We start from the raw sequence: 24724 nt of genomic DNA, 5'->3' as shown, positions 1-24724 counted from the left end.
GCTTTCTCATCTTTATACAATAGAGTTTCCCAAAGAGGAAGTAAGATGAAGGCTGTTATCGCTTGTGCTCATAAGATACTAAGAATTGTCTACAAACTTTTGAAAACACATCAAACTTATGAAGCAGCAAAAGCATTAGGGATGCGGCAACATCCTTAAGACATTTTTAAATATGTTCACCTTAAGTATAACACAGATAGTGTTTTTTTGCGCTTTTTTACTGTGTTATTTTCAAATAAAAGACTATGTATGCCTTAATATCACGTTTCTGTTCGTAGTGCCACGATTTTGCTATCTCTTCCTCTCCCCGCTACCTCACGATAGTCAGGCTTGGGAGTCGCTATTGGGTTCACCGGAGCAGGGGCCCGCAGAGGACTTGCACCTCAGATGTACGACATGGCCGTCATACTCAAAAAAGCTGCATGGAATTTTTCCACACAGCTTCACTTTATAGAGAGTAGCTCTTCTTTTATTTCAAGTATCAGAAAATTTTTAATAGCTGAAGACCTAGTCTTTAGTAGTTTCAGATGTCTTTTCGGTATCTGATTCCATTTTAGATACGACTTCGTCGAAAGATAGAGGATGAACGTCCCCTTCTTCCTTTTCCTGATTGCTTGGCATTTGACCAGTTTCATACAAGGACTTGATCTCTTGGCTATCCAAGGTTTCATGTTCTAGGAGGGCTTGAGCAATCAATGCATGTTTTTCACGGTTTTCCTCAATGACCTTACGAGCAGCTTCGTGAGCTTCTACCAATAGCTTACGGACTTCTTGATCAATCTCACGCGCCGTTTGCTCAGACATTGATTTTTCTGGGCTGACTTGGCCAGCCAACATAGCATGGCTACCTTCATATTGAACTGGGCCAAGCAATTCACTCATTCCATATTCTGTGACCATGCTCCGAGCCAATTGAGTTGCTTGTTCAAAGTCATTGGAAGCACCAGTAGTCTGGACACCAAAGATAATCTCTTCGGCTACACGTCCTCCCATCAATCCAGCCAATTGTTCCTTCATATCATCTTTAGATAGTAGAGATTGGTCTTCTTTTGGAAGTGCAATCATGTATCCACCTGCGCGACCGCGTGGTACAATGGTTACTTTGTGCACAACACGTGCATTGGAAAGCACCAAACCAACAATGGTATGTCCGGCCTCATGGTAGGCCACAATTTCCCGTTCGCGTTTGGAGACTTCTTTATCCTTTTTAGATGGTCCAGCAATCACACGATCTTCTGCCTCATCGATATCGGAAGCATCAATTTCCTTTTTATTACGACGAGCGGCAACTAAAGCTGCCTCATTTAAGACATTTTCTAGGTCTGCACCCACAAAACCTGGGGTTTGTTGAGCCACCAATTTCAAATCAACGTCGGCTGCAAGCGGTTTGTTCTTAGCATGGACGCGAAGGATAGCCTCACGACCTTTGACGTCTGGTCTACCAACCAAAATCTTGCGGTCAAATCGACCTGGACGAAGAAGAGCTGGGTCTAGGACATCGCTCCGGTTAGTTGCTGCAATAACAATAATTCCTTCGTTACCAGCAAAACCATCCATCTCAATCAAGAGTTGGTTAAGAGTTTGCTCGCGCTCATCATTTCCCCCGCCCATGCCGACACCACGGCGACGGCCAACAGCATCAATCTCATCAATAAAAATGATAGCAGGTGCAGCTTTTTTAGCATCTTCAAAAAGGGAACGGACACGGCTCGCACCGACACCGACAAACATTTCCACAAAATCTGAACCGGAAATACTGAAGAATGGGACACCTGCTTCTCCAGCAACCGCTTTAGCTAGGAGAGTTTTACCGGTTCCTGGAGGGCCTTCAAGCAAGACCCCAGCAGGAATCCGTGCTCCAAGGTTGGTGAAGCGTTTTGGATCTTTAAGGAACTCTACAACTTCAACCAATTCTTGTTTCTCTTCTTCGGCACCAGCAACATCCGCAAAGCGCACTTTGATGTCTTCTTTAGTTGTAGCTTTGGCACGATTACGGCCAAAGTTCATAGCACCACGGGCGCCGCCACCATTCTGGTTCATCATGGTCATAAAGAAGAAAAGTACAATAATGAATGGGACGATACTAATCAAAAACTGAATCCAAGCACCGCTTGAACTTTCCCGTTTAATACTGAGGTCTGCGCCCTGTTCCTGTGCTAAATCCTGAATCCGAGAGATATTAGCTTCCGATGGCAAAATAATGCTGGAGAAATTCTCAGCCTTGGTAGAGCTGGCATCGAAAAATTGAACACCTAAGTCGGTTTTTACTTCTTGTGCTTCTTTATAAGTACCCTGAATTTCAATCACGCTACCATTTGGTTGGTAGCTCAAATCCTTGACATTTCCGTCTTCCAATTGCTTGGTCAACTCAGTAAAGCTAATTTGCTGCGTTTGGGCAGATGAGCTAGTTCCAAAGATGTATTGGAAACCGGTGATTAAAGCAACAACTACGAAGATATAGGCCAGAGGATTACGACCGAAAAAACGGTTGTTTTGTTTCTTCATCTATATTCGTTTCCTTTTATATTTATTTGTAAACTTCCTCTTTCAAGATTCCAATGTAAGGGAGATTCCGGTAATTTTCTTGGTAATCCAAACCAAATCCCACTACAAATTCATTTGGAATTGTGAAGCAGGAATAGTCCGCATCAATCTCAACCTTACGGCCTTCTGGTTTATCTAGAAGAGTTACAATCTTAAGGGAAGCTGGCTTGCGTTCCAAAAACATTTTTTTCAAAATATCCAAGGTCAAACCAGAATCTATAATGTCCTCGATGATCACAATATGTCGATTTTCAATATCTGCAGCTAAATCCTTGACCACTGTCAACTCACCAGTGCTGGCAGTTCCTCCTTGATAACTAGACACAGCCATATAATCTGTTTCCAAATGCGCATCCACATGATTTATCAATTCCGCCATAAAAGGAATTGAACCCTTTAGAATCCCAATGAATACAGGATTTTTATCCATATATTCCTCCGCCAAAGTTTGGCCGAGTTTCTGGGCAGCCGCAACAATTTCCTCATGGGAGATGAGAACTTCTTTGATATCTTGATCTAACATATTCATTTCCTATTCTTTATCCATCTTTTGGACATAAATTCTAGCCTTCATTATACCATGTTCATTCTGGATACTCAAACATGGACCATGAGTATTGAGAATTCCCTGAATCTTTTCATCCTGTAAAACCAACACGGCCTGGTCCCGCTCCTGGATTGGGATTTTTTCATTGATAAACCATCGTCTCAACTTACGCCGCATCCCCCTCCAGACAAAGACATCCCCCTCCTGGCGATGACGCAACAGAACAGGTCTCTCCTCAACCTCTATTTCCGCTAAGATACTCCCTTTAGGTTTTTTTCCGAAGGAAAAATGAAAGGGGCCAAAATCAGTTACTTGACCCGGTTCTAACCAAAAGGACTGCGAGTCAAAGCGAGCTGGGGGGGTCTGGGTCAGTGAAAATTGATTGTAGCGCTTATCTAACCAATATCCCTGACCTAAATAGCTAGTCTGACTGCCCTCTTTTCGAAGCAGATGAGCCAGCTTCTCCACTTGTTCAGGTCCCCGAGGGAACTGGGGATAGTTTTTTAAGTACTGTTCTAAGAGGTAAATTTGCAAGGCTTCTGACTCTTCTTTCCATTTTTCCAAATGAAGAGGATCTAAGGGAGTCGTCAGACTGTTCAAAAGGCTATAAAGCTGCTCTACTTTCTGGGAGAGTCGTAGAAGACCTGTATCTAGCTGGGGATTCTCCTGGCGCAGATCCGGAAGAATCTTGTGACGGACACGATTGCGAAAATAAAGTGGACTATTATTCGAGGCATCTTCGAAATAAACTTCCTGAGGCAAATCCACCTTCGCAAAGTTTAGAAGTGGTCGAATCAGCTGGCCTCCAGCAAAATCCTGACATTCCTGCATGCCCGTGAGATTTTCCAAGTGATTGCCCCGAATCAAACGCATGAGAATGGTCTCTACCTGATCATCGCGATGGTGGCCAGTTACCAAGGCAGTATACCCCTGTTCCGCCATGATTTCAGCAAAGAAGTCATAGCGAAAGGCACGTGCCACAGCCTCGCTGAAATCTCCCGTAAAGGAGCGACTATAGAAGGGTAGTTCTAACTCCTGGGCTAGACGTCTCAGGGACTCTTCTTCCCAGTCAGCTTCCGGACGCTGCCCATAATTAACATGAGCCAGCCCCAAATCCAGGCCTAGCTCGTCCCGATTACGGTAAAGGAAACTGAGCAAATATAAGGAATCCTTGCCCCCGGATAAGGCCAGTAATACCTTAGAATGGTCTTGAAAGTAGCCTTCCTTACAGACATGCTCCAGGATTAGAGTTTCCATAGTCATTTTAGTACCTCATAAATATCTTTAGAAATCTTGGAGATCAGCTCATTGTCCTTGTTTTCCGTAAAGATAACCAGGACATAGGGGGATTTAGCATAGACCAGAGCCGCATCATGGTGAAAGGCATCCGCATCACCAATTTTGTGGGCCACAGGAACTGGAAGATCTCGGGGGATCCGCTGGTCATCAAATGCAGTCTGCTGTAACATTGAAAGTAACTCACCGTTTTGTAGATAGATAGCCTCCATGAGCCGGCCGGCCATCTCCGGGGTGACCTCTCGGTCTACAACATCCCATTCCTGCCCTACAATCTGCTTGATGGCTTTTTGAAAAGCTGGACTCGACTTATCCGTTCCATAATAACCCAGGATATTATGGGCTACATTATCCGATTCTTTTGCAGCCTTATCCTCCAGCTCCTTATAGTTATAGGATTCTTGATTGGGTTCCTTGGGGAGACTTCCTGTTCCCGCAGGATCATAGGCTCCGTCATAATCTTCTGTTTCCTTGGTATACTTCACCCGATCTGTCCACTTCAAGTTCCCTTCAAGAACTTGTTCCTGCACGTAATAAAGATAGGGAAGCTTGGTAATACTAGCAGAATACATCGCCTTATTCTGATTAATCCCTGCCACCTTACTAGTCTCCACTTGCTGAACATAGATACCCACATTCTCATCCTGGTATTTCTCATCTAGTAGCTCTTGAACCCTCTGCATGCGATTGTCCTCCTTACTGAGCGAGGACCAGTCAACATAGTCCCCCTTGTCCGTCACGCCATACTCAGTTCGAGGATAGGTCACTTTCTTAACAATTTTAATAGGTTGATAAGCTTGATAGTTCCTTTTGCTGACCTTGCTTTGATCCTGTGGAACTTCCTTATAAAATTTTGCATCGGGCTGGAGCCAAAGAAGTCCTTCATAGTCTTCTTCATGCAACAGCTGATTTGAATAAATGAAAGAACGGCTGGCTAAGATAAAGCTGCCGTCCTTCAGTTGAAACAGCGGGGTCCCATCATCCCGGTAGAGCAAATCTTGAATCAGCAGAGCTTGATTCGAAGACCAGGATTTTGCGACCTGGGTCAAATCCTGGTCTTTGAAACTGACCATATCCACTGTAGCTACTGGATTTTCCGGGATTTCCGTGTATAACAAGCTGTAAGATACTTGGAAGAGAGCTGCTGCTTGTTCTGGGGCCAGATTAAGTTTCTCAGCCGGATCCAAATTGACGAATGGCCAGGAGGTAAACCAAGCAAGGACAGGTAAAATCACCCAGGGATGCTTACTTGTCTTCAACATGTTCTAGTAAATAATAGGCCTTATTCTTTTCTTCCAGTTCTGTTAGCTTATCCTCAGAATGTTGGAGAAATAGAGCCACTTTTTTCATGAGTTGGGATTTTTCCATTATTTAGGTAGGAGATCTGGAATCGTGTAGATGGTCTCGCCGTCTTTAGAGTAGTAGTAACGGGCCCGCATGTACTTGCTGGCATAGTCATCATCTTCTAGCTTTTTAGCCAGTGTCGCCAATCTCTCCTCCTCCTTTTCTAATTGTTGGTATTGTTGGTCCATTTCTCGGTATTGCTTTTGTCTTTGTTCCAAAACCTGTCTGGTATTTGCCAGATTAAAGATTGGAAGAATAAACAAAATTACAACCAAAATCAGAACCCAGCCTATAAAGCGATTACGCTGGCGTCGTCCATCATGGTCATTCCGACGCTGCGAAGCTTCCTCCTCAATATAGGCGTTTTTCATTTGGAGGACATTTCTAGGCATCTTCTTCTATCCTTACTTCTTCTAATAGTTCATACATCTTAGAAGCATCTTCTTTTTTGGTACTATCTAGCATCTCTAAGACCTTCACCCGGACAAGTTTATGACCAAAGCGAATCTCCACGATATCGTCGATTTTTAAGTCGGTCGAACTTTTAGCCAAAACGCCATTCACTTTGATTCGTCCCTTGTCCGCCACTTCCTTTGCTACAGGACGGCGTTTGATTAAACGAGATACTTTGAGGTATTTGTCTAAGCGCATAAATCTTTCTCCTTTTTTTCTATTGTAACACGTTTTGACCAGAGACCTGCTCTGAGTCCTTGAGTTTTTCTTTAAGTTCCTGGGCTAGGAAGCGCGTGAACTGAAGCAAGGCCTCTAGAATTTCATAATCTTTTTCCTGATGTAAGTTGAAGATCACTTCCATTTTTCCTTGCATGTCACTTAATTGTGCCTTAATAGTGGTTTGCGACAGTGCTTGGAAATAATCTTGGGCCAAGAAATAGCGAGCAGCTTTCGTAGCAAATCGTATATGGATAGCCCCTTTTTTCAAAAGGATATTTTCAATAAAAATCTGATCAGCGTAGGCTTTCAATAGCCCAACTTCTAATAAATACGCCACTGGGTCTGGATATTCTCCAAAGCGGTCCATCAACTCCTCTTGAAGTTCTTGGTAATCCTCTTCCCCTCGGATTTGGCGAATACGCTTGTAGATTTCAATCTTATGGCGTTCATCCTGAATATACTCGGATGGTAAATAGGCATCGATTCCCATGGAGATTTCCGCATTGGTTCCTTGCTGGGCCTGAATCTTCCCTTGCTTCTTGGCAATGGCTTCTTCCAATAATTGGGAATAAAGTTCAAATCCAACAGAGTCAATGAAGCCACTCTGGGAACTGCCCAATAGATTTCCAGCTCCCCGAATTGATAGGTCCTGCATGGCAATCTTAAATCCACTTCCCAATTCTGTGAAGCCCTTGATGGCATCTAAGCGTTTCTCTGATGCTTCACTCAAACTTTTATCAGGTCGATAAAAGAGATAAGAGTAAGCAATACGGTTACTACGACCAACTCGTCCCCTCAACTGGTAGAGAGTGGATAGCCCCATGTGATCTGCATTTTCAATAAAGAGCGTATTAGCATTGGGGATATCAACACCCGTTTCAATGATGGTTGTGGTAACCAGGAGATCGTAGACTCCGTTGACAAAATCAAGAAGGGTATTTTCCAGACGTACCTCTGACATTCGTCCATGGACATAGCCAATGGAAGCTTCTGGTATGAGTTCCTGTAATTCAGCAACTTTAAGTTCAATTGTGTCCACACGATTATAGAGGTAATAGGCCTGACCACCCCGTTCCATTTCTCTAAGAACCGCATCTCGAATTACCTGCGGATTGGTTTCCATCACAAAGGTTTGTACTGGATAACGGTTGGTTGGTGGCGTTTCAATGACTGATAAGTCACGGATTCCTAACATAGACATGTGGAGGGTTCGAGGAATTGGAGTAGCAGTTAGGGTTAGGACATCCACCTTATTTTTCAATTCCTTCAATTTTTCCTTGTGTTTGACGCCAAAACGCTGTTCCTCATCGATAATAATCAAGCCAAGATCGGAAAATGTGACATCACTGGACAAAAGGCGATGGGTTCCGATGATAATGTCAACTTGACCCTTAGCTAACTTCTCCAGGGTAGCTGCCTGCTCCTTCTTAGTCTTAAATCGACTCAGTCCATCGACTTCCACAGCAAACTCAGCGAAACGTTCTTGAAAGTTGACCAGATGTTGTTGGGCTAAGACGGTGGTAGGAACCAGAACTGCCACCTGTTTATGATCTTGAACAGCCTTAAAGGCAGCTCGCATGGCAACTTCTGTTTTTCCAAACCCAACATCCCCCACCAAGAGGCGGTCCATAGGTTTATCCTTTTCCATATCTTCCTTAATCTCTTGGATACTCTTGAGCTGGTCATCTGTTTCGACATAAGGGAAGTCCTGGTCAAAGTCTTCTTGATCTGGACCATCCGGAGAAAAGGCAAAGCCTTTTAATTGAGCACGCGCTGCATACAGTTTCAGTAGGTCATCAGCGATATCTTGAACCTGCTTCTCAACCTTTCGTTTCGCTTTCTGGAAGCGCCCATCATTCAATTTATTGAGTTTTGGTGCCTTACCTTCGCTTCCTATATATTTGGAGAGTAAGTCCAGTTGATCAACAGGTAAGGAAATTCGATCTCCATTTTCATAACGAACTGTTACATAATCCCGGTAACTACCTAACACTTCGATGGTCTCGATTCCAAGATACTGTCCAATCCCATGAATAGCGTGGACAACATAGTCGCCTTTTTCTAATTCTTGGTAACTTTTTAAGCGCTCCGCATTGCTTATGTTTTGACGGCGAACCCGACGTTTGGTTTTCTTTTGAAACAATTCCTTTTCTGTTATTAGTAATAACTTTTGATCCTGCAATTGAAAACCTTGACTGAGGCCAAGTTTACAGAACTGTATCTCATTTACTTTGACTTCATCGCTATTCACAGTTTTAATTGTCAAGTTGTAGTCTTGTAAAGTTTCTTGTAAAGTTTGTAAATGTTCTGTAGATGTGACGTCAAGTAAAATTGTATAGCCTGATTTTTGGAAGCGTAAGAGTTCGTCTTTAATCAGTGGTAGTTGACTGAAGTAATCTTGAAGCAGGAATTCTTGAAACTGGTGCAATCCGCTTAATTTCAAATTTCCAAATCCACGTTGTAAATAAGAAAAGAAGCTAGCTGGCTTGTAAAGTCGCCACTTAGAATAGGAATCTAAGAAATAGATCTGTCTTGACAGTGCTTTATCAACTTGTAATTGATCTGTCAAGTATTGCGCAACTTCTAACTCTTGCTGAGCTTTTTTATCTGTCAACCTTTGGAATTCATCGAAAATTACCAAACTATTCTTAGGAAGGTAGTCTAAAAGAGACCATTCTCCCTCATAGAAATACTGGAGAAAGCTGGGAAAGGCTTCGTGATAGGATCGCAACCGAATAGATGCTAAGATTTCCTGCAAATAAGATAGGAGGCCAGGACGACTTTGGTTTTTCATCAAGTCCAAAAATGCTGCTTCAGCTCGTTCATAGTCCTCTTCTCCGACAAGTTGGCTACGGACAGGTTGAATCAAAATAGACTCAACTTTTTCCTGTGAGCGTTGGTGTTCCGGACTAAAGGTGCGGAGATTGTCTAACTCATCTCCGAAAAATTCTAAACGATAAGGAAGCTCTTGGCCCAAAGGGAAAAGATCTAAGATATCTCCCCGCTGACTGTACTCCCCTTCTTGGGTGACCTGTCCCACTTTGGTATAGCCCATCTCATTTAGCTGATTTAGTATCTGTTCAAATGGATAGGCTATGCCTACTGTCAAAGTCTGGCTATAGGCACGATAGGCTCGTGGATCAGGAAGACGCAGTCCTAGAGCCGCTAGGTTGGCAATCACAATGCCTTCCCCTTCCTCCTGCAAAAATTGTAGAGCCTGAGCTCGGGTGTACTCTCTTTCCTTAGAAGAAAAAGCCAACTCCACTACGGCCATATCCTCTGCTAGAAAGCGGTAAATTTTTTTCTCCCCTACCAATGCAATCAGGTCACTTTCCAGGCGTTCCGCCTCGACCGTGCTTGCTACGATGGTAACAATTTTCGCTTTTTTCTTGCCAAGAAGACTAGCTAGCGCCAAGGCTTTACTGGTCGCAGATAGGCCAAGCACCAATTGCCGAGAGCTAGGATCAAATCCGTCAAGCCAGTCCTGAATTTGCTGATTTTGTTCAAATAGAGAAATCAGGTTCTGTTTAGCCATTGTAGCACCTCATACTTGCTTCTAGGTCCCTTGTATCCAGATAGTAGTAAAAAGCCTCTGTGACCCGTTCTAGAGCTTCTGAGATGGCAATCTGATCGTCCGTACTAAATTTACCTAGGACATAGTTGGGCACAGATTGTTGGGGAGCTGGTCTTCCAATTCCGATTTTAAAGCGTAAAAAATCAGAGTGACCTAGCAGGTGGATTATATTTTTGATACCATTGTGACCCCCTGCTGATCCCTTTGCCCGAAGTCTTACCTTGCCAACAGTCATGTCGAGATCATCATAAATTACGATTAAATCTTCTGCCCTTAACCCGTAATAAGCCAGGAGAGCTTCAACCGCCAATCCACTTTTATTCATAAAAGTAGTTGGTTTAGCTAAATAAATCTTTTCTCCTTGGTAGAAAAAAGAGGTAATTTCGGCTTGAAAAATCCGATCTTCTTTAAAGATTACGCCTTCTTTTTGGGCAATTTGATCTACAAATTGAAATCCAACATTGTGGCGTGTACCTTGGTATTTAGAGCCTGGGTTTCCCAGGCCAACAATGAGTTTTGTCATAATTCCTCCAATACGAAAAGAGGTCGGAGTAGGGCCAACCTCGGTTCTTGAATTGATTAAACGTTAAAGCGGAACTCCATGATGTCACCGTCTTGGACAATGTATTCTTTTCCTTCCTCACGGAGGCGACCAGCCTCTTTGACAGCTTTCTCGCTACCGTAGGTCATAAGATCATCGTAGGACATGGTTACAGCACGGATAAAGCCCTTTTCGAAGTCTGAGTGGATAATGCCAGCTGCTTGCGGAGCCTTCATGCCGCGTTTAAAAGTCCAGGCCCGGACTTCTTTTTCACCAGCTGTGAAATAGGTTCCGAGTCCGAGTAGATGATAAGCAGCTCGAGTTAATTTGTCGACACCTGATTCATTCAAGCCCATAGCTTCAAGAAATTCTGCCTTGTCTTCTTCCTCTAATTCAGAAATTTCTTCTTCTGCGCGAGCTGAGATAACCACCACTTCTGCATTTTCTGTTGCTGCGAAAGCACGAATTTGTTGCACATATTCAATTGCATCTGGATCAGCTACTTGATCTTCATCTACATTAGCCACATATAAAACTGGTTTTGTGGTGAGGAGGAAGAGACCTTTCACAATAGTCTCTTCTTCAGGGCTAAATTCAATGGTTCGCGCAGATTTACCATCCTCTAGGACAGGTTTGATTTTTTCTAAGACTGCAAATTCCGCTACAGAATCCTTGTCTTTCTGGGTTCGAGCCATTTTTTCAACACGCGCATAGCGCTTGTTAATGCTTTCCAAGTCCGCTAGGATTAGCTCTAAATTAATGGTATCAATATCCGCCATCGGATCCACAAAATCAGATTCTCGTCCTTGTTCACGCATAACATTTTCATCCTCAAAAGCACGGACCACATGGACAATTGCATCCACTTCGCGAATATTGGCTAAAAACTTATTACCCAGACCTTCGCCTTTTGATGCCCCTTTAACAATCCCTGCAATATCGGTGAACTCAAATGTCGTTGGTACGGTTTTCTGAGGTTTGATGTACTCGGTCAATTTGATAAGTCGCTCATCTGGTACTTCAACCCGACCAACATTAGGGTCGATTGTTGCAAAGGGGTAATTGGCAGCCTCTGCGCCTGCTCTTGTAATCGCATTAAATAAGGTCGACTTTCCAACATTTGGCAAGCCAACAATTCCTGCAGTTAAAGCCATCTTTTTCTCCTCATTTCATGTAAGTGAAAGCAACTCTTTTTGTAGATTATAATTCCTGCTTTCAGTCATCCAATCCATTATATCAAAAATTAAAAAGAGGGGTAAGTTCAAACGAATCTTCGCTTGACTATCATCCCCTCTTGAATTTATTCTTCAAGCACCCGCTTAAGCTTTCTTTCAAAGTCATGCCGACTCATCATGACTAGATGCTGGCAATTGCGACACTGAAGTTTGATATCGGCTCCCACGCGCCTCACTTCCCAATCATTAGCCTTCTTCCCAGTGGACTTGACCAAACAAGCGTGTGGCTTTTTCATTTCGACCTTGCTTCCAACTTGGTACATAGAACCTCCTAATTTGTTCGAACAGGAGTAATCAATTGAATCAATTGATCTTCTTCAGCTGCTTTTAGAGTAAAAGGTCGAATAGAGGAGATAAAGCTCAAAATAACTTCTTCAGACTTAATCGCTTTTAAGGCCTCAATCATATAGTTGGGGTTAAAGCTAATGCTCAAGTCTTCTCCCTCAATGGCCAAAACTTCCAATTCTTCATCCACTTGTCCTACCTCAGGAGAGTTAACATAGGAACGCACAGTCTGGTCTTTAATTTCCACTTTCACTGTTCCATTTTGAGTTGCATTGGACAAAAGTCGAGCCCGTTCCATGGCTTGGCGTAGCTGTACCACGTTGAAGGTAAGTTGACTATTGAACATTGTTGGAATTAAACGGTTTGTATCCGGATAATTCCCTTCTAGTAAGCGGATGTAGAATGAAATGTATTCACTCTTAAAGAGCAATTGATTTTGAGCAAAGAAAACCTCAATGGATGTAATTTCATCGCCAAATACTGCTGTAAATTCTTTCAGAGATTTACTTGGAATCACCACATCAAAAGCATCACCAGCATTTTCTAGTTGGATAATTTTTTGACTGAGACGATGTGAATCTGTTGCAACTGTTTTCAATTGTTTATTTTCATCAAGAACAAAATGAACCCCTGTTAAAATTGGGCGACTTTCTTGAGAACTTGCAGCAAAAGCTGTCTCGGAAATCAATTCTTTAAGGACTTTTGTCTCTAATAGAAGTGGATTGCTGGTGGGAATTTCTTGGATACGTGGGTATTGGTTACTGTCTTTTCCTTTTAGGGTAATCTCTGATTTTCCACTTTTAAGCAAAAGCTGCTTATTTTCAATTTCTTTTAAATCTAATTCAAGTGAAGGAAGGCTAGAGATAACATTAATAAAGAATGTAGCTTCTAAAAGAAGACTGCCTGGTTGATCAACAACAAGTCCAGCATCTTTTTGCTCAACAGGAATAAAATTCTCGATAGAAATTTGCCCGTTGGAACCAATTAAGATGACTCCTTCAGCATGGGCTTCAATTTTTAAGGTTGAAAGAATTGGAATTGCATTTTTAGAACTAATAGCACGTTTAACTGTGTTAAGCGCTTGTAGAAAAAAATTCTTGTTTATAGAGAATTGTAACATGGAATCTCCTTTATTTATTTTTTAGTGATTATTATTTAATAATAGTAGTAGGGCTTGTGGATATTGTGGATAAAAGGCTCAATCCATTGTCCATCAAGTGAATAGACTTGTGCACAACCTGTGGATAACTTGTTGATAAGTTTTTGAGTTATTCACAGGGAGTTATACTCATTGCATTTCAAAATGTGACTTAGTTAAGCCTCTTTGATGAACTTACTGATTGCGTGCTTTCAAGTCTTATCCTTAATATTCAATAGGTCTCCTACACCTGTTGAGCTATCATCATGGGATTTCCTCGTCATTTTTTTGAAATTCCGCGAGTATTCTGATTTTGAAATTAGTTAAGTATTATTTTATTTTTTTCTTTAATTCGGATATTTCGATCTGAAGGGCTTGGTCTTCTTCGATTTGCTTTTTGATTTTATTGTGACTGTGCATGACCGTTGTATGATCTTTTCCTCCAAATGCTTTACCAATTTTAGGGGTTGAATTGTCGGTCAATTCGCGGCTGAGGTACATGGCTACAGAACGGGCTTTAACGATATTTTGCTTACGGCTGGTTCCTTTAATCTCTTTAAGGCTTATGCCATAGAATTTTCCTACTACTTCTTGGATGGTATCAATTGGAATAACGCGTGAAATACGGCGCGTGTCTTCTTTTCTGGACCGAATAGCCTTTGCTGCGACTTCCACAGTAATCTCAGTGATTCCTTCAACTTGTGCGGTCAGCTTGATATCATTAAGGGCTCCTTCAATTTCTCGGACATTGTTGTCAAATTGATTGGCTAAATATTCGTAGGTTTCGGTTGGGAATCTATATGGTGAGTGCTCTGTCTTGGATTTTAAAATGGCAATCCGGGTTTCGTAGTCTGGTGGGGTAATGTCACATACCAGACCCCAAGCAAATCGTGTGGTTAGGCGATCAGCTATTCCCTTTAACTCAGTGTGAGGGCGATCACTAGTAAAGACAATCTGCTTCCCTTCTTTGTACAGAGCTTCAAAGGTATTGAAAAGCTCTTCTTGGGTCGATGCCATACTTTCTTTGTTTAAGGCTTGAATATCATCGATAATTAATAGGTCGAGAGTTCGGAACCTTTTTTTAAATTCATCTGTTGTCATCAAGCGGATGGAATCGATGAAATTATTCATGAAATTCTCAGCGGATATATAGAGAACTCGGTTACCAGGAAAGACACCAAAATAAAAATTTCCGATTGCATTGATCAGATGTGTCTTTCCTAATCCAGGTCCTCCGTGTAGAAAGAGTGGATTATAGGTATTACCTGGACTTTCGGCAACAGCCATGCTGGCTGAAAAGGCAAATTTGTTGCCTTCTCCTAAAACAAAATCTTCAAAAGTATAGCGACTTTGGAGTCCAGTGTCTGTAAAAGATTGTTCTCGAATAGGGGCTCTAAAAGTTGGACTATCACTGTTAAAAGTTGGATTTGGTCTTTCAAAGACATATTCGACTTTTAATTCCCTGTCAAAGACTTCGAATCCAGCAACGATCAAATTGGATTGGATATTGTTTTCCCAGTAGTCTGCTTTTGCTGAGTTGTCTAAGTAAATGGTGACGGTTTGATCATCCACCGAAACCAATTCTGCGGGTTCAACAAAAAATTGGATAACTTCTGATTGTTTGGAATCTCTGGTTAACTCTAAAAACCGCTGCCAAAATGCTTCGTTTTTGTTCATAGCGATTCCTTTCTTGTGTAAAATCAATTAGAAAAATTATACCACATAGCCTAGTTTTCCACAAGCTGTGGAAAGTAATCCACCTGTTTGTTAATAGTTTTCCACAGGGTGTGAATTACTTGGGAAAGCTTTGAATATCCTGGGAGTAGCCTGTGAGAAATGTTGTGGGGAAAAAATAAAAATCCACATGCCTATTTCAGCATGTGGATAATTCGGTCATATTCATCCAAGGAATCAAAGTAAATTGTGATACTTCCCTGGTTATTTTTGTCTTGTTTAATCTGGGTGCGCGTGCCTAGGATCTCTTGAAGCTTGCGTTCTTCTTCGGAGAGAAAGGGATCCTTGGGCTTCTTAGTTACTGGGGACTGCGGATTTTTCAGTTCTTTTTCTAGCTGTCGAACTGTCCATCCCTTCTCGATGACTTGCTGCAAATAGTGCAACTGTTCTTCTGTTTTAAAAGCCAAGAGGAGCCTAGCGTGACCTGGACTAATGGTGCCCTGGCTAAGCGCTTCTTGTAGACCTGGGGCTAATTTCAGGAGACGCAGACTATTTGAGATATAAGGTCGAGATTTTCCTAATTGCTGTCCGACATCTTCGTGGGTTAGTCCATGTTCTACCAGTTTTTGAAAGGCAAGGGCTTCCTCGATAGGATCCAAGTCTTCCCGTTGGAGATTTTCGATAATTGCTTGTTCCATCATTTGGGAATTGGTTAAGTCCTTAACCAGTGCTGGTATGGTGGTCCATCCTAGCTCTTGACAGGCGCGAAGGCGCCGTTCCCCTGCCAGTAATTCATAACCAGTAATGGGCGATTTTCGGACTATAATGGGTTGAATGAGGCCGTTGACACTAATTGATTGACTCAATTCTGTCAAGGCAGCATCCGAAAAGTGTCGCCTAGGTTGATAAGGATTGGTCTGAATATCTTGAATGGAAAGTTCTGCCATGTAATCCATTAGTAAAGTATAACACCGCTTTACGAAAATGTAAAGCGGTGAGAAGGTTATTGTTTCAAGTCTTGAGTAGTTTTATCGAGTTTGACATCTACTTTCTGGAGCTTGCCATTACGGTAAAATTCAATGGTAATCGTATCATTGATGTTTTTACTGTAAAGCGCTGATTGTAAATCACTGGTTGACTGAATATCTGTATCGTCAATCTTTGTGATGACGTCATATTGTTCCAATTTACCGTCAACTGGGAATCCTTCCTGAGTAGAACGGACAACGACACCTCCTTGGATATCCTCTGGGAGGTTGAGGCGATCGAGATCGCTGGTAGTCAGATTGGTCAGGTTGAGCATGCTGATTCCAAGTGCTGGGCGGCGAATAGAACCATTCTCCTCTAACTGCTCAACTATGGCAATAACTTCATTTGAAGGAATTGCGAAGCCCATTCCTTCTACAGAGACTCCAGAAATGCTGGAGGCAATCTTGCTTGAGGTAATTCCGATGACTTGGCCATCGATATTGATTAAAGGTCCTCCTGAGTTCCCTGGGTTGATAGCTGCATCCGTCTGTAGAGCCTTGGTTGAGATTGTCTGACCGTCTTCTGATTTAGAGGTTACCGTTCTCTCCAAACTTGAGATAATTCCTTGGGTTACAGAATTAGCATAGTCTGTTCCTAGGGGGCTACCGATAGCGATAGCTGTTTCTCCGATACTTAATTGGCTGGAATCACCAAAAGTTGCCACTTCTTGGACTTTGTCAGCAGGGATACGAACGACCGAGATGTCAGAATAGACATCTAAACCAACCACTTCACCTTCGACCTTGCTGCCATCTGCAAATTGAATATCGAGACGGCTAGCTCCAGAGATGACATGGGTATTGGTGACGAGATAGGCGTATTTTCCGTCTTTTTTGTAGATGACACCGGATCCTTCTCCAGCCGCGGTATCTTCCCCACTCTCATTTGGACCAAGGTTGAAAATACTGTTACTTTGGTCATTTTCAGCATAGCTGATGACGGATACAACAGCATTTTGAACTTTATTCACAGCAAGTGTTGTACTGGTTTCATGTTTTTGTGTTTTTTGTGGAACCACCTGTGTCTGGTTGCTGAGCAAATTTTGATTTTGAGACAATTGAGTGCCAGCATAGCCTCCTAAAAAGCTAAGTCCAAGGATACCAGCAGCAATCGCAGGTGTTTTTAATGATTTATTTTTCATGTGGGCCTCCAATTCACAAGTTGACTATATAAAATCAGACTTAATTATAGCTTAAAACAACAAAGTTATCCACAAATTGTGGATAACTTTGTGTATAATGAGGATATGAAAGTAAAGTTTTTAACAGTTGGAAAATTAAAAGAAAAATATCTGCGAGACGGAATCCAAGAATATCAGAAACGCTTATCGCGTTTTTGCCAGGTGGAGATGATTGAAGTTGCAGATGAACGCATCCCAGATAAGGCTAGCTCCAGAGAAAAAGCTACCATTATTGAAAAAGAAGGTCAGAAAATCGAAGCGAAAATTCAAGATCGTGATTTTCTGGTTGTTTTGGCCATTGAGGGGAAACTCCAGTCTTCTGAGGAATTAAGTCAAGCCTTGGCAGGCGCAACCTTAAACGGCCACTCCACCTTGACCTTTGTCATAGGGGGCAGCCTAGGCTTATCTGACCGAATTAAGACAAGGGCTAACTTGCTTTTGAGTTTTGGGCGGATGACCCTGCCTCATCAGTTGATGAAACTGATTCTGGTTGAACAGGTTTATCGCTCCTTTATGATCCAAGAAGGAAGTCCCTACCATAAATAAATCAGCTGGGCTGTACTGTAGCTGAACCGTTGGCTTTGATAGGAATAAGGAAGTTCTGCCTTCTTGCATGCTGTCGTTTTATTTGGTATAATTAGTAGAATTGGTCCCATAGCTCAGCTGGATAGAGCATTCGCCTTCTAAGCGAACGGTCGCAGGTTCGAATCCTGCTGGGATCATGTAGATGCTTGCCTGATGCACAAAGGACTGGTTTCTAGCCAGTTCTTTTTTTGCCCGCTAAAATGAAATGAAAATCATCATTTTCAGAAAATAGCCCTGCATATTATACATTTCAGGCAGTTTTTATGACATTTTGGGACCTAGCTCCCCATCGGAGGATCGTTTAAGATATACTATTAAATTGCTATGGAAGTTCATTTGTTTTTACGAGACGATAGTCCGTTTCATCTGCTTTTATTGCTTATCCGTGCTGTGGGCCTGGGCTGGCTCTTTTTTAGTCTACTGAGAAATCGGGTGAAGTGGCCCTTCTTTCTTTATTTCTGGCTTTATGAGTTGGTTCTTGTGGGAATCGGAACTTTGCGCTTCTTCTTCTTTTACTTTCTCTTATTTGCAGAACCCTTCATACTCTCGTGGTTCCTGTATCGGAATACCTACGAGAGTTTTCGTTTCTCTTCTTACTCAGTGGGGATACTCTATCTAGGATTTGATTTATTACGAGTTTTCTTCTTATTTTGTCTCTATACAATTGTAGGTCATGAGTTTTTTGTGGATTTTCATCTCCTTCTGTACGGTTTGATGGCTGGTTTGTCCCTGCATACCTTGTATTTGCTGTTCCAATATTTTCATCGTTATCTGTTATTTATGGATGAGCCACGTTTTCGGAAGCAGATTCGAATTTCTTTCGTATGCTTTATCTTGATCCATCTTTTCCTAACCCTTTCGCAAATGTGTACCTGTTCGATTTTATCCATTGGTTGTTCCGGCTTCTTGCGAACGGCATCGCTTTATCTTTTTGCCTTTGTTATCTTGCGGTTGCGCTTGTCTATTCTTTCTTTTGAAAAAAAGGAAAGGGAGAATAAGCTCCCCATGACTAAGTTATGCAAAAAGTTAGGGTGCATGTATCAAGATTTAAGGGGCTTTCGGCATGATTTTGCAGGGATGATGGTGAGTTTTACGGCAGCGATTGAAAGTAGGGATTGGGAATTGGTTGAAAAATTACATAAGGAAGTGTTGGTAGAGGCTAATGAAGTCATGTCTTCCCGTGAATATTCTTATTTTGATCTCTGTCTCTTGGAAGATAAGACTATTCGGAGTTTGATTTTCTATTATCTCTGTCAGGCACAAGAAAAAGGCTTGAATTTTTATCTAGAAATTCGAGACAAGGTGCCGCCCATGGAAGTGAATCAACTGGCTTTGGTGCGACTGCTGAATATCTTACTGACCAATGCTATCGAGGCGGCTCAAGTCTCTGAGAGTAAACGAATTGATTTGGCCTTGTTTAGAAGTGATCAGGGACTTGAGATGATCTTGGAAAATAGTCGTCCCCCTGGTGAGTTGAATATTCAAAAAATCTTTCAGTCGGATTGGTCTACTAAGGGATCTGACAGGGGGACTGGTTTGTTTACGGTTCAGCGGATCTTAAACCACGAGGAAGTTCTGTTATTGGAGACTGAGATCGGTTCTCAGAACTTCATACAACATCTAACCATAAGGAGTTAACTATGAAAGTGCTGATTTTAGAGGATCAGGTTCATCATCAAGTTCGCTTGGAAAGGATTCTTCAAGAACTTGGAGAGGAACTTCAGCAAAAACTAGACATTCGATCGACGGGAAAGTTGGAAGAATTTATGGAATATCACGCGCAAGCAGAAGTTCATCAGCTTTATTTTTTGGATATTGAAATTCAAAATCGTGAGCGAACGGGGCTGGAGGTAGCGCGTGAAATTCGGCAAAATAACCCTTACGCGATTATTGTATTTACCAGCTCTCATTCAGAATTTGCCTTGCTGACTTTTCGCTATCAAGTAGCTGCTTTGGATTTTATTCCCAAGGATTTGGCAAAAGATGTATTCCGTTTGCGAATTCGTGAGGTTTTGGAATACAGTCGAACTCATTTTTTAGATATGGATACTGAGGAAGATTTTTTTGATTTCAGTACCAAAGGAGAACGCCTCCGCATTCCTTTTCAAGATATTCTTTATATCGAAACAGCGGCTAGCTCTCACAAGTTACGAATTGTTGGTAAAAATTTTATCAAGGAATTTTCTGGCACCTTGCAGGAATTGAAAGGTTTAACAGATCCTCAAGGGAGAGAGCGTTTCTTTTGCCCCCACAAATCTTATTTGGCAAATATTCAAAATATCCGAGGCTGGGATAGACGGAAAAAAGAAGTTTTATTCTATGGTCAGGCCAGCTGTCCCTTGTCACGACTACGTTTTACAGCCATGAAAGAATTACTGGAAGAAAAAAATAAAATTTTTTGAAAAAAAGTCTTGCATTCTCAAATTAGAACTGCTATAATTATTCTTGTCCTTGAGACAGGATGGTCCGTTGGTCAAGGGGTTAAGACACCGCCTTTTCACGGCGGTAACACGGGTTCGAATCCCGTACGGACTATAGGTGAAGTCGGAGTTTATCCGACTTTTTTTCTTGCTAAAAATAAGACGCATCCATTCAGAACTTTAAAAGCTGATCAGATGCGTCTTTTTATTTCAAAAATAGAATACTCGAAAAATTTAGACGAGATGACTAAGAAAGCCAATGGAATAGATGTTCAACAGGACTTGGACTATTATCATCAGATGTTGAAGTTTAAGGAGTATTTGTATTCTAATTCGTCTGGAATCTATTTCTTAGCCAATGCTGGTAGGCTAGGAAAAGAAGGAGGGAAGTAAGGCTAATCCAGAGGCCGAGGTAGAAACCTTGTGGGACAAAGATCAGTTGGACCTTGCCAGTTCCTTTTGTAACATCAACGGCCATAAATCCAGTTTGTGCTTGGCGGATTGGAATTTCTTTGCCATTTTGGTAGGCTTTCCAGCCTTTGTCGTAGGGAAGGGTTACAAAGAGGCTGGTTTCTTTGTCTGTTTGGTAACGGATTTCCATCCTATTTCCCTGTGTGTGCACCTCAGTCTGGTTTTCTTTTAGCTTAGTGAAAATCGCTTCCAAACTTTCTTGTGGGACACTATAGACATGAGGTTCTTGGTAGCTGGCTTCTGTAGCACCTGGGAAGAAGAGTTTGACGGTGACTTCCTTCGCCTCTGGGAAATAGCCCAAGTCGAAGAAGGAAAAGGTGTTATCCAACGTATAGGTGTAATAGGTACCATCAATGAGCAGCTGTACGACAGAGTCTTCCTCATCTGGGAATTGGATATTTGGGAGACTGAGGTAGAGCTGCTGGTTGGCTGGTGCTTCTACCACAAAGGTTGTTTGTGGGGGAGCATCTCCTTCTTTTTTGATTGTACGATCGGTATTACTTTCATAAATTGGAACTTGATCGAAAAGGATAGAGTCGAGTCCAGTCAGATGTTGGAGCAGGTCTCTTTGGTTATCTAAGGTTAGCGTAGATAATTTAATATCTTCATAAGTTTCTTGGGTTAGAAAAGCCAGTGGTAGAGCCCATTGATTTTCCTCAAGCTGATAATCTCCTTCGCTAGCTAAAGTGCTAAATCCGAGACGTGGCGGGTGATTTTTACCTATAATATAGCGGATACCGAAGAGGCTATCCATTAGGATGGTGTTGTTTTGATAGCGAAGGTTGAGGTTGCTACCAGATGATTTGTAACCTAGAACGTCCAGTGTGCCACTTGCTAAGCGATTTCGAACAGATGAGAATTGTGAAATACCGTTTAGACCATGCTTCATGGTATCATTCCCCGTTTGTACTTGGGTTAGTTCAGTTCGGTAGAAGCCAGACTCCATAGTTTCTTTTAGCTGCAAGATTTCTTCTTGTCCTCTTTTGTAGGAATCGAGACTGGCAAATCCCCATTCTGCCGCAATTCCTTGGATTTGGTAAAAAGAATTGCAACCAAGTTCTACGATTAGGAAGAAACTAACCGCTAGGGTATAGAAGATTGAAGACAATTTTGCCTTTTTGTAAGCCCAGAAGAGGAGGAGATAGGCTCCTAAAAATTCAAACGTTAAAAGAAACTGGGTGGAGTTCAAGAAGTCATAGTTCTCTTTCGAGAAGAACCAGGTTACTCCCCAACCGCCTGCGAGAAAGAGACTGGCTAAGAGAACTTGTTTGAATTGTAGCTGGTCGAGTCGTTCCAAGACAGTGGCCGCCATCCAGACAATCAGTAGGGAGAAGAGCCAGGAGTAGCGATGAAGGAACATGTTTGGCGCGTGGAAACCTTGCCAGAAAAGGTCTAAGGATTCTAGGTAGAAGCTAGCGATTAAGAAGCTGATAAGGAGTCCATAGGATAGTTTCACGTGAAACGGAATGGATTTGAGCAGGAAGAAGCACAGACTTAGAACTAGTGGAATGATTCCGACGTAAATCATTGGAATGGCTCCGTATTTGGTAGTATCAAAAGCCCCCACTAAGGTTTTGGCAAAGATATCAAGATACCAAGAAGCCTCTGTCAAGAGACGGTCAATCTCTGTAAAGGATTCACCGTGACCTCGTAGGTCCAAGAAGGTTGGTAAGAGCATGATGGCGCTACTTGTCCCAGCTAGAACAGAGGTGATGATAAATTTTGATAAAGTTGACAGGCGCTGCTTAAAATCCCAACTTAGTTGCAGTAAATACCAAAGTGGAAGGAAGATGACCATCATGTAGCCAAAGTAGTAGTTTTGAATTAAAAGGAGAGTGAGGGATACAAAGTAAAGCCCTACTTTATTCTCCTTGACAACCCTGTCAAGACCATACAGGATTAAAGGAACCAGAATAAAGACATCCAACCAGGTCTTTATTTCAAGTTGACTCACTGTAAAGCTCATGAAACTATAGCAGAGTGATAGTACCAAGGCTAGGAAGGGGGATAGTTTTTTGAAGCTCCCCTTGAGCGATATGAAACTAGCTAGCCCAATGGATCCAAATTTTAAAATTGTAAAGAGATAGACAGAATTGGGCATGGTTTTAGCATCAAAGAAGTAAACCAAGGGGGAGAAGAAGCTTCCTAGATAGTAAGAACTAAGAGCATAAAAATTATGACCAAGTCCAGCAGTGAAACTGTAAAATAGGCTATCTTTTCCGTGTAAAATATCTCGTAAAGCAGTGTCAAAGATGACATATTGGTGAAAGCCATCCCCTAGCAAAGGAGATGTTGGACTGGACCAGTAAATTCCCTGACTATAATAGAGGAGAAGCATTCCAAGTGCTGGAATAATGAAGGATAGAAAGGTTAGATAGTGTCTTCTAAGTAACTGTTTCATAATGTATCCTATATATAAAAAGGGAGGCTAGGACATTAGTCCTGACCTCGAAGTGTATTTATTAAAAATATAAATGATGTGTTTAATCTTTCCAAAGTTCTTTAACTTTAGCCTGTACTTCCTCATTTTCAAGGAACTCATCGTATGTTTCGTCGATACGATCAATGACCCCATTTTTGGAAAGAACAATGATGTGATTGGCTAGGGTTTGAATAAACTCATGGTCGTGACTAGCAAAGATGATACTCTCTTTGAAGTTTTTGAGACCGTCGTTAAGACTAGAGATAGACTCAAGGTCTAAGTGATTGGTTGGATCATCCAGAACTAAGACGTTGGATTTCAGCAACATCATTTTAGACAACATAACGCGAACCTTTTCACCACCTGACAAGACATTGACAGATTTGTTAACCTCATCACCACTGAACAGCATTCTTCCTAGGAAGCCTCGAAGGAAGGTATTGTCATCTTCTTCTTTACTTGCAAATTGACGTAGCCATTCTAAGATGGATTCGTCACCAGCAAAGTCTTTAGAGTTGTCTTTTGGTAAATAACTTTGACTAGTTGTCACTCCCCACTTGACAGTTCCTTCATAATCGATGTCTCCCATAATGGCACGAATCAGTGCAGTTGTTTGGATATCGTTTTGTCCGATGAGAGCTGTTTTATCACCTGGTCGGAGGATAAAACTAATGTTGTCGAGGATGACTTCGCCATCAATCTTGACACTTAGGTTTTCAACTGTCAAGAGATCATTACCGATTTCACGTTCGGCTTTAAAATTGATAAATGGGTATTTACGGCTAGATGGAATGATTTCCTCTAGGACAATCTTGTCAAGCATCTTTTTACGAGAAGTTGCTTGTTTTGATTTACTTGCATTGGCAGAGAATCGAGCTACGAACTCTTGGAGCTCTTTGATTTTCTCCTCTGCTTTTGCATTACGGTCTGCTTGTAATTTAGCTGCAAGTTCACTAGATTCTTTCCAGAAGTCGTAGTTTCCAACATAGAGTTTGATTTTTCCAAAGTCAAGGTCAGCCATATGTGTGCAGACCTTGTTTAGGAAGTGACGGTCGTGGGATACAACGATGACGGTATTGTCAAAGTCGATTAGAAAGTTCTCTAACCAAGTAATGGACTGGATGTCCAAACCGTTGGTTGGTTCGTCGAGGAGGAGAACGTCTGGTTTACCAAAGAGAGCTTTGGCCAAAAGGACTTTAACCTTTTCACCATTGGTTAGTTCACTCATGTTTTGGTAGTGTAGGTCTTCAGGAATATTGAGGTTTTGGAGCAGTTGAGCAGCTTCACTTTCGGCTTCCCAACCACCTAGTTCTGCAAATAGACCTTCGAGTTCAGCTGCCCGAACTCCATCTTCGTCAGAAAAATCCGGTTTCATGTAAATAGCATCTTTTTCTTTCATGATGCTATAGAGATGTTCATTTCCCATGATGACCACGTCAATCACGCGCTCCTCTTCGTAGTCAAAGTGGTTTTGACGAAGAACTGAGAGACGTTCATCTGGACCAAGGCTGACATGGCCTGTGCTTGGTTCAATATCCCCAGCGAGAATCTTAAGGAAAGTGGATTTACCGGCTCCATTGGCCCCGATAAGACCATAGGTATTTCCTTCTGTAAATTTGATGTTTACATCATCAAAGAGTTTGCGATCACTGAATCGCAATGATACGTCTGATACTGTTAGCAATGGACTTCTCCTATTTTTAATATTAGTCTCATTTTACTAGAAAGGGGCTCATTTATCAAATCTTGACTTAAAATAAGGAAGAC

General features: G+C 41.9%; 19 protein-coding genes and 2 tRNA genes. 5 read left to right on the top strand and 16 right to left on the bottom strand.

The window, feature by feature from the left end:
• Window positions 1-507 precede the first annotated feature (507 nt).
• From ftsH to JEQ21_RS04605, 14 genes are all read right to left on the bottom strand, one after another.
• Window positions 508-2505 (bottom strand): ATP-dependent zinc metalloprotease FtsH, encoded by a 1998-nt coding sequence (ftsH, locus tag JEQ21_RS04670; protein WP_199364296.1) that lies wholly within the window; start codon window positions 2503-2505, stop codon window positions 508-510.
• Between the two features lie 22 nt (window positions 2506-2527).
• Entirely contained in the window at window positions 2528-3067 is a 540-nt protein-coding gene (hpt, locus tag JEQ21_RS04665; protein ID WP_196092133.1) for a hypoxanthine phosphoribosyltransferase, read from the bottom strand.
• Window positions 3068-3076: 9 nt separating this feature from the next.
• Complete coding sequence (gene tilS, locus JEQ21_RS04660; RefSeq protein ID WP_199364294.1) at window positions 3077-4354, bottom strand: tRNA lysidine(34) synthetase TilS; 1278 nt, start codon at window positions 4352-4354, stop codon at window positions 3077-3079.
• A complete protein-coding gene (locus tag JEQ21_RS04655) occupies window positions 4351-5649 on the bottom strand; it encodes a serine hydrolase (protein ID WP_199364284.1) in 1299 nt (432 codons plus the stop codon). Before JEQ21_RS04655 ends, tilS begins: the two co-directional genes overlap by 4 nt.
• 105 nt (window positions 5650-5754) lie before the next feature.
• Window positions 5755-6123, bottom strand: a complete 369-nt coding sequence (locus JEQ21_RS04650) for an FtsB family cell division protein (protein WP_196092136.1) — start codon at window positions 6121-6123, stop codon at window positions 5755-5757.
• On the bottom strand, window positions 6116-6382 hold the full coding sequence (locus JEQ21_RS04645; protein ID WP_199364282.1) for an RNA-binding S4 domain-containing protein: 267 nt from the start codon (window positions 6380-6382) through the stop codon (window positions 6116-6118). The genes JEQ21_RS04650 and JEQ21_RS04645 overlap by 8 nt, the downstream gene beginning before the upstream one ends.
• Before the next feature lie 19 nt (window positions 6383-6401).
• Window positions 6402-9938: a transcription-repair coupling factor gene (mfd, locus tag JEQ21_RS04640; protein WP_199364280.1), complete on the bottom strand. Its 3537-nt coding sequence runs from the start codon at window positions 9936-9938 to the stop codon at window positions 6402-6404.
• Complete coding sequence (gene pth / locus JEQ21_RS04635; RefSeq protein WP_199364278.1) at window positions 9931-10500, bottom strand: aminoacyl-tRNA hydrolase; 570 nt, start codon at window positions 10498-10500, stop codon at window positions 9931-9933. The genes mfd and pth overlap by 8 nt, the downstream gene beginning before the upstream one ends.
• A 56-nt stretch (window positions 10501-10556) precedes the next feature.
• Window positions 10557-11672: a redox-regulated ATPase YchF gene (gene ychF / locus JEQ21_RS04630; protein ID WP_199364276.1), complete on the bottom strand. Its 1116-nt coding sequence runs from the start codon at window positions 11670-11672 to the stop codon at window positions 10557-10559.
• 146 nt (window positions 11673-11818) lie between these two features.
• Entirely contained in the window at window positions 11819-12016 is a 198-nt protein-coding gene (locus JEQ21_RS04625) for a DUF951 domain-containing protein (RefSeq protein WP_199364274.1), read from the bottom strand.
• Window positions 12017-12024: 8 nt separating this feature from the next.
• The gene (gene dnaN, locus JEQ21_RS04620; protein WP_199364272.1) at window positions 12025-13158 is read right to left on the bottom strand and encodes a DNA polymerase III subunit beta; all 1134 of its coding nucleotides are present in this window, start codon (window positions 13156-13158) and stop codon (window positions 12025-12027) included.
• Between the two features lie 348 nt (window positions 13159-13506).
• A complete protein-coding gene (dnaA, locus tag JEQ21_RS04615; protein WP_199364270.1) occupies window positions 13507-14853 on the bottom strand; it encodes a chromosomal replication initiator protein DnaA in 1347 nt (448 codons plus the stop codon).
• Between the two features lie 191 nt (window positions 14854-15044).
• Window positions 15045-15806 (bottom strand): ParB/RepB/Spo0J family partition protein, encoded by a 762-nt coding sequence (locus JEQ21_RS04610; protein WP_199364268.1) that lies wholly within the window; start codon window positions 15804-15806, stop codon window positions 15045-15047.
• Window positions 15807-15853: 47 nt separating this feature from the next.
• A complete protein-coding gene (locus JEQ21_RS04605) occupies window positions 15854-17020 on the bottom strand; it encodes a S1C family serine protease (protein WP_199364266.1) in 1167 nt (388 codons plus the stop codon).
• A 105-nt stretch (window positions 17021-17125) separates the two neighbouring features.
• On the opposite strand from JEQ21_RS04605, the gene rlmH reads away from it, so the two are divergent.
• The 5 genes from rlmH (at window position 17126) to JEQ21_RS04580 (ending at window position 20179) form a co-directional block, all read left to right on the top strand.
• Window positions 17126-17605 carry a 23S rRNA (pseudouridine(1915)-N(3))-methyltransferase RlmH gene (gene rlmH / locus JEQ21_RS04600; protein WP_196967224.1) on the top strand — a complete coding sequence of 160 codons (480 nt, stop codon included), beginning with the start codon at window positions 17126-17128 and terminating at the stop codon, window positions 17603-17605.
• A 102-nt stretch (window positions 17606-17707) separates the two neighbouring features.
• Window positions 17708-17781 (top strand) — tRNA-Arg (locus JEQ21_RS04595).
• A gap of 199 nt (window positions 17782-17980) precedes the next feature.
• Entirely contained in the window at window positions 17981-19282 is a 1302-nt protein-coding gene (locus JEQ21_RS04590; RefSeq protein WP_199364264.1) for a GHKL domain-containing protein, read from the top strand.
• 2 nt (window positions 19283-19284) lie between these two features.
• Entirely contained in the window at window positions 19285-20046 is a 762-nt protein-coding gene (locus JEQ21_RS04585) for a response regulator transcription factor (protein WP_199364262.1), read from the top strand.
• A gap of 61 nt (window positions 20047-20107) precedes the next feature.
• Window positions 20108-20179: transfer RNA gene (locus tag JEQ21_RS04580), tRNA-Glu, on the top strand.
• 213 nt (window positions 20180-20392) lie between these two features.
• On the opposite strand, the gene JEQ21_RS04575 is transcribed toward JEQ21_RS04580, so the two are convergent.
• Both JEQ21_RS04575 and JEQ21_RS04570 read right to left on the bottom strand, forming a co-directional pair.
• Complete coding sequence (locus tag JEQ21_RS04575) at window positions 20393-22936, bottom strand: YfhO family protein (protein ID WP_199364260.1); 2544 nt, start codon at window positions 22934-22936, stop codon at window positions 20393-20395.
• A gap of 82 nt (window positions 22937-23018) precedes the next feature.
• Window positions 23019-24641 (bottom strand): ATP-binding cassette domain-containing protein, encoded by a 1623-nt coding sequence (locus JEQ21_RS04570; RefSeq protein ID WP_199364258.1) that lies wholly within the window; start codon window positions 24639-24641, stop codon window positions 23019-23021.
• Window positions 24642-24724: the final 83 nt, after the last annotated feature.

Source organism: Streptococcus sp. 121 (assembly GCF_016458205.1).
In the GTDB taxonomy this organism is placed as follows: Bacteria; Bacillota; Bacilli; order Lactobacillales; family Streptococcaceae; genus Streptococcus.
Note: the sequence above shows the minus strand (reverse complement) of the source record. Positions and strands in the feature narration are given on the sequence as shown.

Coding starts and splice junctions, on each gene's coding strand:
- JEQ21_RS04655 (WP_199364284.1), bottom strand. CDS start 5,649: ATGTTGAAGACAAGTAAGCATCCCTGGGTGATTTTACCTGTCCTTGCT.
- JEQ21_RS04585 (WP_199364262.1), top strand. CDS start 19,285: ATGAAAGTGCTGATTTTAGAGGATCAGGTTCATCATCAAGTTCGCTTG.
- JEQ21_RS04575 (WP_199364260.1), bottom strand. CDS start 22,936: ATGAAACAGTTACTTAGAAGACACTATCTAACCTTTCTATCCTTCATT.
- JEQ21_RS04605 (WP_199364266.1), bottom strand. CDS start 17,020: ATGAAAAATAAATCATTAAAAACACCTGCGATTGCTGCTGGTATCCTT.
- pth (WP_199364278.1), bottom strand. CDS start 10,500: ATGACAAAACTCATTGTTGGCCTGGGAAACCCAGGCTCTAAATACCAA.
- JEQ21_RS04645 (WP_199364282.1), bottom strand. CDS start 6,382: ATGCGCTTAGACAAATACCTCAAAGTATCTCGTTTAATCAAACGCCGT.
- dnaA (WP_199364270.1), bottom strand. CDS start 14,853: ATGAACAAAAACGAAGCATTTTGGCAGCGGTTTTTAGAGTTAACCAGA.
- JEQ21_RS04625 (WP_199364274.1), bottom strand. CDS start 12,016: ATGTACCAAGTTGGAAGCAAGGTCGAAATGAAAAAGCCACACGCTTGT.
- dnaN (WP_199364272.1), bottom strand. CDS start 13,158: ATGTTACAATTCTCTATAAACAAGAATTTTTTTCTACAAGCGCTTAAC.
- ychF (WP_199364276.1), bottom strand. CDS start 11,672: ATGGCTTTAACTGCAGGAATTGTTGGCTTGCCAAATGTTGGAAAGTCG.
- JEQ21_RS04650 (WP_196092136.1), bottom strand. CDS start 6,123: ATGCCTAGAAATGTCCTCCAAATGAAAAACGCCTATATTGAGGAGGAA.
- hpt (WP_196092133.1), bottom strand. CDS start 3,067: ATGTTAGATCAAGATATCAAAGAAGTTCTCATCTCCCATGAGGAAATT.
- ftsH (WP_199364296.1), bottom strand. CDS start 2,505: ATGAAGAAACAAAACAACCGTTTTTTCGGTCGTAATCCTCTGGCCTAT.
- tilS (WP_199364294.1), bottom strand. CDS start 4,354: ATGACTATGGAAACTCTAATCCTGGAGCATGTCTGTAAGGAAGGCTAC.
- JEQ21_RS04610 (WP_199364268.1), bottom strand. CDS start 15,806: ATGGATTACATGGCAGAACTTTCCATTCAAGATATTCAGACCAATCCT.
- rlmH (WP_196967224.1), top strand. CDS start 17,126: ATGAAAGTAAAGTTTTTAACAGTTGGAAAATTAAAAGAAAAATATCTG.
- mfd (WP_199364280.1), bottom strand. CDS start 9,938: ATGGCTAAACAGAACCTGATTTCTCTATTTGAACAAAATCAGCAAATT.